Genomic DNA, 13,108 nt, shown 5'->3' with positions numbered 1-13,108 from the left:
AAAACCTGCTTTTTAAAGCAGGTTTTTTTTCGCCTGCAGTTTATGAGGATGAGTACCTCCGCAGGAGGTTCGAGCCTCGCGAAGCGAGACAACGTTGCTTTAGCAACGGCCCGCAGGGCGCGCATCAACGATGCGCGTAATCCTCTCTCGCCGACCACCATTCGAAAAACCTGCTTTTTAAAGCAGGTTTTTTTTCGCCCGTCGTTTAGGCGGCTTTGCCTACGACGAAGTCAAAATGGATTTCGTCATAGGGGAAAATCACGCCTTGTTCACCTCTATCGACGATGCCACAGCCTAACAGCGACTGCAGATCGGTATGCACCGCTTTCACATCGCGCTTCACTCGGCGCGCGATTTCCCGAATGGAAAGTTCGCCGGCGCCGGTCATGGTATGCAAGATATGCATTTTCTTGGGTGATAAGGTTTTCCACAGACTCTCCCAATCCAGGAATGTGATGTATTGCCCTTGAGCGCTTTGATGACCTGTTGTGGCTTCCTTCAGTGCAAGTTTCATTTCTTCGACTGAAGCGACCCGAATAGTGACTGTGTTCATCATGACTCCTCTGTAAGCTGCATAACCTCGCGCCAGAAACTGTCGAGCAAGGCATCAATGGTCGTGAAATTAAGCGGCTCTTCTTTTCCATCGATATGTTTGTGATCGCCTTTACCCGCTTCATTGTCATAGCGCAGTCGACAAATGCCGTCTTTTACATAAGCAAATCGGTATTTATAACAGTGGCCGCTGGCCCTGACGGGCGGCACCACCCGCCAAATGACGAGCTGCGCAAATGCTGCAGGTGCCAGAGGTATCCTGTCTTGGTAGATTAGCTGCGAAGGCATGCTCTTTCCTTAAGTGTTGTTCACATTACCAACACAGCCAGGGTGTTGTCAATAATGACAACACCCTGGCTGAAGAGTGTGGTGCAATACTGATAAATATTTATCTTTCCTTAATAGAAAATTCACTATCCTTATTTGTCATGCTTTCTTTTATTTATATGAAAATAAATTCACGCTTGCTGAATAAAACCCAGTTGATAGCGCTCTTGTTTTTGCGCCTTTTTTATTTATAGTCTGAATGTACGCGGTGGGAATGATTATTTCGCCACGTGGAAAGACGCTGTTGTTATTTATTGATTTTAACCTTCGCGGATTATTGCGGAATTTTTTCGCTTCGGCAATGCATCGCGACGATTAACTCTTTTATGTTTATCCTCTCGGAATAAAGGAATCAGTTATGCGCAAATTTAATAAACCGCTGTTGGCGCTGTTGATCGGCAGCACGCTGTGTTCCGCGGCGCAGGCCGCCGCGCCGGGCAAGCCGACCATCGCCTGGGGCAACACCAAGTTCGCCATCGTTGAAGTTGACCAGGCGGCTACCGCTTATAATAATTTGGTGAAGGTAAAAAATGCCGCCGATGTTTCCGTCTCCTGGAATTTATGGAATGGCGACGCGGGCACGACGGCCAAGATTTTATTAAATGGTAAAGAGGCGTGGAGTGGTCCTTCAACCGGATCTTCCGGTACGGCGAATTTTAAAGTGAATAAAGGCGGCCGTTATCAAATGCAGGTGGCATTGTGCAATGCCGACGGCTGCACCGCCAGTGACGCCACCGAAATTGTGGTGGCCGACACCGACGGCAGCCATTTGGCGCCGTTGAAAGAGCCGCTGCTGGAAAAGAATAAACCGTATAAACAGAACTCCGGCAAAGTGGTCGGTTCTTATTTCGTCGAGTGGGGCGTTTACGGGCGCAATTTCACCGTCGACAAGATCCCGGCGCAAAACCTGACCCACCTGCTGTACGGCTTTATCCCGATCTGCGGCGGCAATGGCATCAACGACAGCCTGAAAGAGATTGAAGGCAGCTTCCAGGCGTTGCAGCGCTCCTGCCAGGGCCGCGAGGACTTCAAAGTCTCGATCCACGATCCGTTCGCCGCGCTGCAAAAAGCGCAGAAGGGCGTGACCGCCTGGGATGACCCCTACAAGGGCAACTTCGGCCAGCTGATGGCGCTGAAGCAGGCGCATCCTGACCTGAAAATCCTGCCGTCGATCGGCGGCTGGACGCTGTCCGACCCGTTCTTCTTCATGGGCGACAAGGTGAAGCGCGATCGCTTCGTCGGTTCGGTGAAAGAGTTCCTGCAGACCTGGAAGTTCTTCGACGGCGTGGATATCGACTGGGAGTTCCCGGGCGGCAAAGGCGCCAACCCTAACCTGGGCAGCCCGCAAGACGGGGAAACCTATGTGCTGCTGATGAAGGAGCTGCGGGCGATGCTGGATCAGCTGTCGGCGGAAACCGGCCGCAAGTATGAGCTGACCTCCGCCATCAGCGCCGGTAAGGACAAGATCGACAAGGTGGCTTACAACGTTGCGCAGAACTCGATGGATCACATCTTCCTGATGAGCTACGACTTCTATGGCGCCTTCGATCTGAAGAACCTGGGGCATCAGACCGCGCTGAATGCGCCGGCCTGGAAGCCGGACACCGCTTACACCACGGTGAACGGCGTCAATGCGCTGCTGGCGCAGGGCGTCAAGCCGGGCAAAATCGTGGTCGGCACCGCCATGTATGGCCGCGGCTGGACCGGGGTGAACGGCTACCAGAACAACATTCCGTTCACCGGTACCGCCACCGGGCCGGTTAAAGGCACCTGGGAGAACGGCATCGTGGACTACCGCCAAATCGCCAGCCAGTTCATGAGCGGCGAGTGGCAGTATACCTACGACGCCACGGCGGAAGCGCCTTACGTGTTCAAACCTTCCACCGGCGATCTGATCACCTTCGACGATGCCCGCTCGGTGCAGGCTAAAGGCAAGTACGTGCTGGATAAACAGCTGGGCGGCCTGTTCTCCTGGGAGATCGACGCGGACAACGGCGATATTCTCAACAGCATGAACGCCAGCCTGGGCAACAGCGCCGGCGCTCAATAATCGGTTGCAGTGCGTTGCCGGGGGATATCCTTTCGCCCCCGGTTTTTTCACCGCCGAAAGTTTTTTTACGCCGCACAGATTGTGGGCCTGCCCGGAGCAAAACGCGCTCATCGGACTCACCCTTTTGGGTAATCCTTCAGCATTTCCTCCTGTCTTTAACGGCGATCACAAAAATAACCGTTCAGATATTCATCATTCAGCAACAAAGTTTTGGCGTTTTTTAACGGAGTTAAAAACCAGTAAGTTTGTGAGGGTCAGACCAATGCGCTAAAAATGTCCGCTTAGCATAAATTTTCATGCTGGAACTGTTAACAAAAGGTTTTTTTTATGTTTGTTTGCTGTTTCTCACAGTCTGCGTAAATCCCCACTGGTTATATTGACGACACCCCAAACAGTTGGCAACTTGATAGCCTCAGGGGTAAGAGCGAGAGTTGTTTGAGTGAATTCCACGCGCTCAGACGTCCCCGCCGCGATGCGTTCCATCCGGCATTCTCTTCTCGTACGCCTTCTGCCTTCGGGCGCCGATCGCACAGGCCACGCAATAAAAAATACAGGCCTGGCGGCAATTACACACATCACATCACACAATGGAGCACTAACGATGACACGTTCCTTGGGTAAATCGGGGATTCTGAAATTCGGTATTGGGCTGATCGCGCTGACCGTGGCGGCCAGCGTACAGGCCAAGACGTTGGTTTACTGTTCTGAAGGTTCCCCGGAAGGGTTCAACCCGCAGCTGTTTACCTCCGGCACCACCTATGACGCCAGCTCGGTACCGATCTACAACCGGCTGGTCGAATTCAAGACCGGCACCACCGAACTGCAGCCGGGCCTGGCTGAGAAGTGGGACGTCAGCGAAGACGGCAAAACCTACACCTTCCACCTGCGCAAAGGCGTGAAGTGGCAGAGCAGCAAAGACTTCAAACCGACGCGCGATTTCAACGCCGACGACGTGGTGTTCTCCTTTGAACGCCAGTTGGATGCGAACAACGCCTATCACAAAGTGTCGGGCGGCAGTTACGAATACTTTGAAGGCATGGACATGCCGAAGCTGATCGCCAAGATCGAAAAAGTGGACGACAACACCGTGCGCTTCGTGCTGAACCGCCCGGAGGCGCCGTTCCTGGCTGACCTGGGCATGGACTTCGCGTCCATTCTGTCCGCCGAATACGCTGACGTGATGATGAAAGCCGGCACGCCGGAGAAAGTCGATCTGAACCCGATCGGCACCGGCCCATTCCAGCTGCTGCAATACCAGAAAGACTCCAAGATCCTGTACAAGGCGTTCGACGGTTTCTGGGGCACCAAGCCGAAGATCGATCGCCTGGTGTTTTCCATCACGCCTGACGCCTCCGTGCGCTACGCCAAACTGCAGAAAAACGAATGCCAGGTAATGCCGTACCCGAATCCGGCCGACATCGCCCGCATGAAACAAGACAAAGCCATCAACCTGCTGGAGAAACCGGGGCTGAACGTGGGCTATCTGTCGTTCAACACCGAGAAAAAACCGCTGGATAACGTGAAGGTGCGCCAGGCGTTGACCATGGCGGTCAACAAACAGGCGATCATCGACGCGGTTTATCAGGGCGCGGGTCAGGCGGCCAAGAACCTGATCCCGCCGACCATGTGGGGCTATAACGACGCGGTGCAGGATTACGCTTACGATCCGGCCAAGGCGAAAGAGCTGCTGAAAGAAGCGGGCATGGCCGACGGTTTCAGCATCGACATGTGGGCAATGCCGGTGCAACGTCCATACAACCCGAACGCGCGCCGCATGGCGGAAATGATCCAGGCCGACTGGGCCAAGATCGGCGTGAAAGCCAAAATCGTCACTTATGAGTGGGGTGAATACCTCAAGCGCGCCAAAGCGGGCGAGCACCAGACGGTGATGATGGGCTGGACCGGCGACAACGGGGATCCGGACAACTTCTTCGCCACGCTGTTCAGCTGCGCGGCGGCGAAAGACGGTTCCAACTACTCCCGCTGGTGCTACAAGCCGTTTGAAGATCTGATTCAACCGGCGCGCGCCGAATCCAACCACGACAAGCGCATCGAACTGTACAAGCAGGCGCAGGTGGTGATGCACGATCAGGCTCCGGCGCTGATTGTCGCACACTCCACCGTGTACGAGCCTGTGCGTAAGGAAGTGAAAGGCTACGTCGTGGATCCGCTCGGTAAGCATCACTTCGAGAATGTCTCTGTAGACTGATTTCGACCGCTTTACCGGAGACGCACGAATGGACTTGCAGGGGCGCAACAGGTTTGCGCCCCTGCTGACCAGTCTCCGGCGTATGGCCGTCGAATCGTTCAAAGGCATGTGAGCGTTAATAAGCCTGGCGGACGATGAGCTGCCGGGCATTGATACAGAGAGTTCGGGATATGTTGCAGTTCATACTCCGACGTTTGGGGTTAGTTATCCCAACGTTTATCGGCATTACATTGCTGACTTTTGCATTCGTCCATATGATCCCCGGCGACCCGGTGACCATCATGGCCGGGGAACGCGGTATCTCCGCCGAGCGCCACGCGCAGCTGATGGCGGAAATGGGGCTGGACAAGCCGCTCTATCAACAATATTTCTCCTACGTGTCCAACGTGCTGCACGGCGATCTGGGCACCTCGCTTAAAAGCCGCATCTCCGTCTGGAGCGAGTTCGTTCCGCGCTTTCAGGCTACGCTGGAGCTGGGCATTTGCGCGATGATCTTCGCGGTGCTGGTAGGCATCCCGGTCGGGGTGCTGGCGGCGGTCAAACGCGGCTCGATCTTCGACCACACCGCGGTGGGCATCTCGCTGACCGGCTATTCGATGCCGATTTTCTGGTGGGGCATGATGCTGATCATGCTGGTGTCGGTGCAGCTTAACCTGACGCCGGTGTCGGGGCGCATCAGCGACACGGTATTCCTCGACGACAGCCAGCCGCTGACCGGCTTCATGCTGATAGACACCCTGATCTGGGGCGAGCCGGGCGACTTCGTCGACGCGGTGATGCACATGATCCTGCCGGCCATCGTACTGGGCACCATCCCGCTGGCGGTGATCGTGCGCATGACCCGTTCCTCGATGCTTGAAGTGTTGGGCGAAGACTATATCCGCACCGCGCGCGCCAAGGGCGTGAGCCGCATGCGAGTGATCGTCGTCCACGCGCTGCGCAACGCGCTGCTGCCGGTGGTGACGGTGATCGGGCTGCAGGTCGGCACCATGCTGGCCGGCGCCATTCTGACCGAAACCATCTTCTCCTGGCCGGGGCTGGGCCGCTGGCTGATCGACGCGCTGCAGCGCCGCGATTACCCGGTGGTGCAGGGCGGGGTGTTGCTGGTCGCCTGTATGATCATTCTGGTTAACCTGCTGGTAGACGTGCTCTACGGCGTGGTCAACCCGCGTATTCGCCACAAGAAATAAGGGGCGCTCTCATGTCTCAAATCACTGAGTCTGCAGTTAAAGGTGCGCCGAAGCCGATGACCCCGTTTCAGGAGTTTTGGCACTATTTCAAGCGCAATAAAGGGGCCGTGGTCGGCCTGGTGTATATCGTTCTGATGCTGGTGATAGCGCTCGGCGCCGGCGTGCTGGCGCCGCATGCGCCGGCGGATCAGTTCCGCGACGCGCTGCTCAAGCCGCCGGTGTGGCAAGAAGGCGGCAGTTGGCAATATATCCTCGGCACCGACGACGTGGGCCGCGACGTGCTGTCGCGCCTGATGTACGGCGCACGGCTGTCGCTGTTGGTCGGCTGCCTGGTGGTGGTGCTGTCGCTGATCATGGGCGTGATATTCGGCCTGCTGGCCGGTTATTTCGGCGGCGTGGTGGACGCGATTATCATGCGCGTCGTCGACATCATGCTGGCTCTGCCGAGCCTGTTGCTGGCGCTGGTGCTGGTGGCGGTATTCGGGCCGTCGATCGTCAACGCCTCGCTGGCGCTGACCTTCGTCGCCCTGCCGCACTATGTGCGTCTGACGCGCGCGGCGGTGCTGGTGGAGGTCAACCGCGACTACGTCACCGCTTCACGGGTGGCGGGCGCCGGCGCGCTGCGCCAGATGTTCGTCAATATTCTGCCTAACTGCCTGGCGCCTTTGATCGTGCAGGCTTCTCTCGGTTTCTCGAACGCCATTCTGGATATGGCCGCTCTCGGCTTTCTGGGCACGGGCGCGCAGCCGCCGACGCCGGAGTGGGGCACCATGCTCTCCGACGTGCTGCAGTTCGCGCAAAGCGCCTGGTGGGTGGTGACCTTCCCCGGCGTGGCGATCCTGCTGACGGTGCTGGCATTCAACCTGATGGGGGACGGTTTGCGTGACGCTCTCGACCCCAAACTCAAGCAGTAACAGAGGACGAGAGAGATGGCGTTATTGAATGTAGACAAGCTTTCGGTGCACTTCGGTGACGAAGGCACCCCGTTCCGCGCGGTAGACCGCATCAGTTACAGCGTGGAGCAAGGTCAGGTGGTCGGCATCGTCGGTGAATCCGGCTCCGGCAAATCCGTCAGCTCGCTGGCGATCATGGGCCTGATCGATTTCCCCGGCAAGGTGATGGCCGACAAGCTGGAGTTCAACGGCCAGGATCTGCGCAAGATCTCCGAAAAAGAGCGCCGCCAGCTGGTGGGCTCCGAAGTGGCGATGATCTTCCAGGATCCGATGACCAGCCTGAACCCGTGCTATACCGTCGGTTACCAAATCATGGAGGCGCTGAAGGTGCATCAGGGCGGCAATCGCCGCACTCGCCGCCAGCGCGCTATCGACCTGCTGACCCAGGTGGGCATCCCCGATCCGGCTTCGCGGCTGGACGTATACCCGCACCAGCTTTCCGGCGGCATGAGCCAGCGCGTGATGATCGCCATGGCCATCGCCTGTCGGCCGAAGCTGCTGATCGCCGACGAGCCGACGACCGCGCTCGACGTGACTATCCAGGCGCAGATCATCGAACTGCTGCTGGACCTGCAACAGCGCGAAAACATGGCGCTGCTGCTGATCACTCACGATCTGGCGCTGGTGGCGGAAGCGGCGCATCACATCATCGTGATGTACGCCGGCCAGGTGGTGGAATCCGGCAAGGCGGCGGAGATTTTCCGCGCGCCGCGCCACCCGTACACTCAGGCGCTGCTGCGCGCGCTGCCGGAGTTCGCCGCCGACAAGGCGCGGCTGGCTTCGCTGCCGGGCGTGGTGCCGGGCAAATACGATCGCCCGACCGGTTGCCTGCTCAACCCGCGTTGTCCGTACGCCAACGAACGCTGCCGTAACGAGGAGCCGGAACTGCGCAGCATTCCCGGCCGTCAGGTTAAATGTCACACACCGCTGGATGATGCGGGGAGGCCGACCGTATGAGCCAGAATCAACCTTTACTGCAGGCGATTGACCTGAAGAAGCATTACCCGGTGAAAAAGGGCCTGTTCGCGCCGGAGCGGCTGGTCAAGGCGCTCGACGGCGTGTCCTTCACCCTGGAGCGCGGCAAAACGCTGGCGGTGGTCGGTGAGTCGGGCTGCGGCAAATCAACGCTCGGCCGCCTGCTGACGATGATTGAAGTGCCGACCGGCGGCGAGTTGTATTACCAGGGGCAGGATCTGCTGAAGCCGGACGTCTCGGCCGAGAAGCTGCGGCGGCAGAAGATCCAAATCGTGTTCCAGAATCCTTACGGATCGCTCAACCCCCGCAAGAAGGTCGGGCAGATCCTCGAGGAGCCGCTGTTGATCAACACGTCTCTCAGCGCCGCCGAACGGCGGGAAAAAGCGCTGGAGATGATGGCGAAGGTCGGCCTGAAGACCGAGCATTACGACCGCTACCCGCACATGTTCTCCGGCGGCCAGCGCCAGCGTATCGCCATCGCCCGCGGGCTGATGTTGAATCCGGACGTGGTGATCGCCGATGAACCGGTGTCGGCATTGGACGTGTCGGTGCGCGCTCAGGTGCTGAACCTGATGATGGATCTGCAGCAGGAGCTGGGGCTGTCCTATGTGTTCATCTCGCACGATCTGTCGGTGGTGGAACACATCGCCGACGAGGTGATGGTGATGTACCTCGGCCGCTGCGTGGAAAAGGGCAGCAAAGAGGCGATCTTCAACAACCCGCGTCATCCGTACACCCAGGCGCTGCTGTCGGCGACGCCGCGGTTGAACCCGGATATGCGCCGCGAGCGTATCAAGCTGACCGGCGAACTGCCCAGCCCGATGAATCCGCCGCCGGGCTGTGCGTTCAATGCCCGCTGCCGCCGCGCTTTCGGCACCTGCGTGCAGCTGCAGCCGCAGCTCAAACAGTACGGTGAGCAGATGGTGGCCTGCTTTGCGGTCGATCAGGACGAACATCCGGGGGCGTAAAGCGTCGAACGTCATCGCTTAAATTCACGCCGGCATCACGCCGGCGTTTTTTATTACTCAATCAAAGGGTTAATAATTAGAAAACTACCACAGTCCGCCATTTTAATTACCTCCCTAATTAAATGCTTATAAGAGTTATTTTTCTAAGAATCTTCGTATGTTAATGGTTGTCGAATAATTGAATTTAACGAATTGTTATTAATAACGTGAGGTTGGCCGATAAGCTTCGCTATATCTATTATAAAAGCCCTAATAAAAAAGCGCGCCGGCGGCGCGCTTTAGGTTGATGAGGCCGCGCTTATTGCGGATAAGGCACCCAATCGCCGCCGTTCAGACGAATGTAAGGTTTCCCCTGATATTGCATCACGATGGCGTTGTCGTTTTCAGAGATGACCGGGGTCTGCGGCAGCCCCTGCGTCAGTGTCTGCCAATCGACGCTGGATTCGCTGAAGACCTTGCCGTCCACCAGGCGCGACACCAGTTCAGACAGCGCCAGATAGCTGCTCGGCGTTTTGATTTGCAGCGGGCCGCCCTGATGCGGCGCCTTCATGCCCACCAGTTTGATGCCGACCGGCGTATGGGTGATGTTCGGGCTCGGGATGTCGCGCAGGCCGGACATCTGCATCTTGTCGCCCACCAACGCCGCGCCGTGTTCCGGCACGATCACCACCACCACTTTGCGGCCGGATTTCTCCAGCTGATCGAGGAAAGTGTTCAACTGATCGAACAGCTTCTGCGCGCGCGGCTGGTAGTCGGCGCTTTTGTTGGAGCCGACGAAGCGGTTGCCGTCGTGCAGCGGGATGACGTTGAAGAAGGTGGCGGTGCGGCCGTCACCGCCTTTTTGCTGCTGATCCAGCCAGCGGGTCAGCAATTCGAGATCGTTATAAATCGGCTCACCGTCGAACGACGTCAGCTCGTTGCCGACGCCGGCCTGCGACATCAGCGGCGCCTGCATGCCGCCCTGTTCACGCAGTTCTTTCAGGAAGTTGCCGAACACCCCGGAGTGATCGAGCATCAGCTGTTCCTTGAAGCCGAGCTTCGCCAGGTTGTCGAACAGGTAACACTGCTGGTTCACCGGCTGATACAGATCGTGATGCGAAAGCTGGCCGCAGCTGGCGCGCAGCAGGCGGATGGCCGCCGGGCCGCTGTAGGCGGTGGCCGAGTTGAAGTTGTCGAACATGATGTCCATTTTCGACCACAGCGGATGATTCTGCAGGTTGACCGCGTCCATATCGGCCCAGGCCAGCGAACAGATGTTGATCACCAGCAGATCGAACGGCTGGGCGTCGGCGGGCAAGGCGGCCGGGAATGCGGTGGCGCGGCCTTTTTCCCGCTCGTAGAACTGGTTCAGGTAGGCCGTCAGGTTGGCGCTGGTCGGCGGCAGGCTGTCTGCCGGCGCCGCGTCCCCCGCCGCCGGCGCTGATGTGGCCGGGGTATTGGCGCCGCCGGCGGCCGCCGTGGAAGCGGCGGGCAGCAGTGAAACCGCCGGCCCGGCGATGTTGACGATATTGAGCCACGCCAGCGCCGCCACGGTGAACACCGTGACGCGCACCCACTGTGCGACGAACAGGTAGGCGATAAACAGCACGAAGGCCGCGCCGATCATCTGCCAGTTGATAAAGCGGTTGATCAGCTCCAGCAGATACTGGGCGCTGAAGCCGGCCAGCTGTGAGCCCTGGCTGAGGATGCTGTTGATGCCCGGCAGCCAGGTGTCGTGGTAGAACAAGGCGATGCCGATCGGGATGGCGAGGTAATGGCGCCAGCGATGCAGGCGTTGCGAAGGGATCGGCATCAGCAGAAACGCCATGAACACCAGGTTCGGCAGCGCGTGGAAATTCAGGTAGCCGAACCACAGCAGGGCGAATTTAGCCAGAAAGTAGAGGTTCCAGCCACCCAGCCCGCGCCAGTAGCGCCACAGAGCGTTATCGGATTGCGTATTCGAGTTTCGAGTCATGGCTGCTTCTTACGTTTAATCTGGGAGGAGGAGCCTGTGCGCACCCATAAACCGGCGGATTTCAAATAGCGCGGCGATAACAACAGGTTTTGCCAGTATTGACGCAAATGCGGAAAACGCCGGTGAAAGGCGTAGCCCAGCGGAATGAAGATCAGCGCGCACAGCAGGATCAGTTGCACGATGTCGTTAAGGTTCAGCATGCGGTTCCTCCTGCGGGCCAAGCGGCAGCGTGAGGGCGACCGGCTGCCGCCGTTCCGCGGGCACCTCGGCCGCCGCCACGCGAGGGCGCGGCGCGGCGCCCGCGGGGCCGGTGGCCGAAATCTGCCAGCGTCCCTGGGCCATGCGTTTGATTTCCGAAATGATATCGACGTCCTGGTGCCACACCACCCGGTTGCTGAAGGCTTCATCCACCGGCAGGCGGAAGATGAACTTCAGCGCGGTATCCAGATCGTTGATGCGGCAGGTGGAAAGGAACAGCACCAGCCGCCCTTGCACCACGGTCATCACGTCGCCGAACCGCCGCAGGTGGCACAGGGTCATCGCCTGTTCGGCGCGCAGACCGGTGGCCGGGCGCAGCGCCACCATCACGCCTTTGCCATCCTCGGGCAGCAGCGTGTTGCCCATCAGCGAAAGCACCGCCTGGCTGAACGCTTCCGGCCGCATGTAGCCTTTGAGCTGCAGCGGACGCAGCCCGGCCAGCAGCGCATCGATGTCGGCGGGCACATGCCGTGAGAAGCGTTGCCCCTGGATGCCCTCGAGCATGGTCAGAAAACGCGACAGCGGCGCGACGTGCGGCACGATCAGGTTGGCGCCGCAGGCCAGCAGCAGCCGTTCGTCGCTGTAGCGCAGGCTGGCGCTCATCTCGCGCACCGCGATTTTCAGGCCGTTGCCGCGGCTGCGGCGCAGGGTGTGGATCTGGTGCGCCAGATGATCGATTTGGTCGCTTTGATACAACGCGAAAATCAACGTCGCCGAGAGTCTCAGCATGCCGTGCTGCGCCAGTTCATCGTTGCTCTCCAGCAGCTGCCAGTTGGCGGACAGCGGCGGCGCGCCTTCGAGGATGCTGCGCTCGGCCAGATACTGGCTTTCGTCGCTGCGCAAGGCGGTGGGGGAGGGTTGGCTATTTTCATCCTCGCCCTGCCAGCCACCTTCCGCCGCATACAAGGTCAGCAGCTGATTGGCGTTGATGCCGTTTTCGGTGCTCCACCAGTTCACCAGGTATTGCGCGCTGTCCTGCTGCCATTGCAGGCTGGACAGGCCGTTCAGGATGCGGTGCTGTGCGCTGAGCTGCCCTTTGAGCTTATTGATGCCACCGCCGTGGCTGAGGATCAACAGCGTACAGCCCTGCCGCCGCAGCCAGGCGGCGAGGGTGCGCGTCCACTCGCGCAGCTCTTCGGTGGTGAAGGTTTGCCACAGGCTGGCGTGGGCCAGCAGGATAAGTAAGCGATTTTGCGGCCTCAGGGCGCGCATCAGATCGTCGCTCAACTGTGTCAGCGCAGCTTTTTTCTCCGGTAATTGATACAGCGGCAGCTTCTGCAACGCGGGCGCAGCCAGCTCGGCCAGCAGGCGCTCGGGCTTGTCTCCGCTGCAGATCAGGGCGACTTTGTGGGTGGCCGGTTGAGCGGCGATGGCCTGGCGACACAGCAGCGCGGCGTCGCTTTGCCTGTCGATATTGATCCAATAAAGCCCGGGGGCCTGCATCACCGACAGCTCTTCCCAAATCTGCCGAATGCCTAGAGAAAAAGAGTGCGCCATAGGATGTGTTCTACTTTCGTTGAAAGCCGACTAAAGGCGTTTATATTTAAAGATAGCCATTTTTACGCTGGCAATAATAAATCTCCGACGCTCTTCAACAATATTTGTTGAGAATCATCTTATTGCCTGTCTCTTTTTGTATCGTTGCTATAGTTAATTAACATAGCCTATTTTC

General features: G+C 58.5%; 11 protein-coding genes and 1 other RNA gene. 7 read left to right on the top strand and 5 right to left on the bottom strand.

Going from position 1 to position 13,108, the window contains the following annotated elements; genetic code table 11:
• The first annotated feature begins 28 nt into the window (after positions 1-28).
• A non-coding RNA gene (locus ADK28_RS29480) (RtT sRNA) lies at positions 29-157 on the top strand.
• Between the two features lie 48 nt (positions 158-205).
• Here ADK28_RS29480 and ADK28_RS18740 read toward each other — a convergent pair.
• Both ADK28_RS18740 and ADK28_RS18735 read right to left on the bottom strand, forming a co-directional pair.
• On the bottom strand, positions 206-553 hold the full coding sequence (locus tag ADK28_RS18740) for a glycosyl transferase family 1 (protein ID WP_028127802.1): 348 nt from the start codon (positions 551-553) through the stop codon (positions 206-208).
• Positions 553-840, bottom strand: a complete 288-nt coding sequence (locus ADK28_RS18735; RefSeq protein WP_048796360.1) for a toxin-antitoxin system TumE family protein — start codon at positions 838-840, stop codon at positions 553-555. Before ADK28_RS18735 ends, ADK28_RS18740 begins: the two co-directional genes overlap by 1 nt.
• A gap of 397 nt (positions 841-1,237) precedes the next feature.
• Here ADK28_RS18735 and ADK28_RS18730 point away from each other — a divergent pair, with 397 nt between their 5' ends.
• The 6 genes from ADK28_RS18730 (at position 1,238) to dppF (ending at position 9,224) form a co-directional block, all read left to right on the top strand.
• On the top strand, positions 1,238-2,929 hold the full coding sequence (locus tag ADK28_RS18730) for a glycosyl hydrolase family 18 protein (RefSeq protein ID WP_048796359.1): 1,692 nt from the start codon (positions 1,238-1,240) through the stop codon (positions 2,927-2,929).
• Positions 2,930-3,530: 601 nt separating this feature from the next.
• Entirely contained in the window at positions 3,531-5,138 is a 1,608-nt protein-coding gene (gene dppA, locus ADK28_RS18725) for a dipeptide ABC transporter periplasmic-binding protein DppA (RefSeq protein ID WP_033639032.1), read from the top strand.
• A gap of 170 nt (positions 5,139-5,308) precedes the next feature.
• Entirely contained in the window at positions 5,309-6,328 is a 1,020-nt protein-coding gene (gene dppB / locus ADK28_RS18720; RefSeq protein ID WP_033634229.1) for a dipeptide ABC transporter permease DppB, read from the top strand.
• An 11-nt stretch (positions 6,329-6,339) separates the two neighbouring features.
• Entirely contained in the window at positions 6,340-7,242 is a 903-nt protein-coding gene (gene dppC / locus ADK28_RS18715; protein ID WP_048796358.1) for a dipeptide ABC transporter permease DppC, read from the top strand.
• 15 nt (positions 7,243-7,257) lie between these two features.
• Positions 7,258-8,238 (top strand): dipeptide ABC transporter ATP-binding protein, encoded by a 981-nt coding sequence (gene dppD, locus ADK28_RS18710; RefSeq protein WP_004934132.1) that lies wholly within the window; start codon positions 7,258-7,260, stop codon positions 8,236-8,238.
• Positions 8,235-9,224, top strand: a complete 990-nt coding sequence (gene dppF / locus ADK28_RS18705; RefSeq protein ID WP_015376237.1) for a dipeptide ABC transporter ATP-binding subunit DppF — start codon at positions 8,235-8,237, stop codon at positions 9,222-9,224. Before dppD ends, dppF begins: the two co-directional genes overlap by 4 nt.
• A 298-nt stretch (positions 9,225-9,522) precedes the next feature.
• On the opposite strand, the gene bcsG is transcribed toward dppF, so the two are convergent.
• The 3 genes from bcsG to bcsE are packed head-to-tail and all read right to left on the bottom strand — an operon-like array spanning position 9,523 to position 12,933.
• On the bottom strand, positions 9,523-11,178 hold the full coding sequence (bcsG, locus tag ADK28_RS18700) for a cellulose biosynthesis protein BcsG (protein WP_042706338.1): 1,656 nt from the start codon (positions 11,176-11,178) through the stop codon (positions 9,523-9,525).
• Positions 11,175-11,378 (bottom strand): cellulose biosynthesis protein BcsF, encoded by a 204-nt coding sequence (gene bcsF, locus ADK28_RS18695; RefSeq protein ID WP_004934139.1) that lies wholly within the window; start codon positions 11,376-11,378, stop codon positions 11,175-11,177. Before bcsF ends, bcsG begins: the two co-directional genes overlap by 4 nt.
• On the bottom strand, positions 11,365-12,933 hold the full coding sequence (gene bcsE, locus ADK28_RS18690; protein WP_048796357.1) for a cellulose biosynthesis protein BcsE: 1,569 nt from the start codon (positions 12,931-12,933) through the stop codon (positions 11,365-11,367). Before bcsE ends, bcsF begins: the two co-directional genes overlap by 14 nt.
• Between the last annotated feature and the right edge of the window lie 175 nt (positions 12,934-13,108).

The organism is Serratia sp. 506_PEND, assembly GCF_001076875.1.
Taxonomy (GTDB): domain Bacteria; phylum Pseudomonadota; class Gammaproteobacteria; order Enterobacterales; family Enterobacteriaceae; genus Serratia; species Serratia marcescens.
The sequence above is the reverse complement of the archived record's forward strand: the minus strand, read 5'-3'. Positions and strand labels throughout refer to the sequence as shown.

Excerpts from the sequence above, each read along its gene's own strand:
- ADK28_RS18740 (WP_028127802.1), bottom strand. The coding sequence starts at position 553 with ATGAACACAGTCACTATTCGGGTCGCTTCAGTCGAAGAAATGAAACTT.
- ADK28_RS18735 (WP_048796360.1), bottom strand. The coding sequence starts at position 840 with ATGCCTTCGCAGCTAATCTACCAAGACAGGATACCTCTGGCACCTGCA.
- ADK28_RS18730 (WP_048796359.1), top strand. The coding sequence starts at position 1,238 with ATGCGCAAATTTAATAAACCGCTGTTGGCGCTGTTGATCGGCAGCACG.
- dppA (WP_033639032.1), top strand. The coding sequence starts at position 3,531 with ATGACACGTTCCTTGGGTAAATCGGGGATTCTGAAATTCGGTATTGGG.
- dppB (WP_033634229.1), top strand. The coding sequence starts at position 5,309 with ATGTTGCAGTTCATACTCCGACGTTTGGGGTTAGTTATCCCAACGTTT.
- dppC (WP_048796358.1), top strand. The coding sequence starts at position 6,340 with ATGTCTCAAATCACTGAGTCTGCAGTTAAAGGTGCGCCGAAGCCGATG.
- dppD (WP_004934132.1), top strand. The coding sequence starts at position 7,258 with ATGGCGTTATTGAATGTAGACAAGCTTTCGGTGCACTTCGGTGACGAA.
- dppF (WP_015376237.1), top strand. The coding sequence starts at position 8,235 with ATGAGCCAGAATCAACCTTTACTGCAGGCGATTGACCTGAAGAAGCAT.
- bcsG (WP_042706338.1), bottom strand. The coding sequence starts at position 11,178 with ATGACTCGAAACTCGAATACGCAATCCGATAACGCTCTGTGGCGCTAC.
- bcsF (WP_004934139.1), bottom strand. The coding sequence starts at position 11,378 with ATGCTGAACCTTAACGACATCGTGCAACTGATCCTGCTGTGCGCGCTG.
- bcsE (WP_048796357.1), bottom strand. The coding sequence starts at position 12,933 with ATGGCGCACTCTTTTTCTCTAGGCATTCGGCAGATTTGGGAAGAGCTG.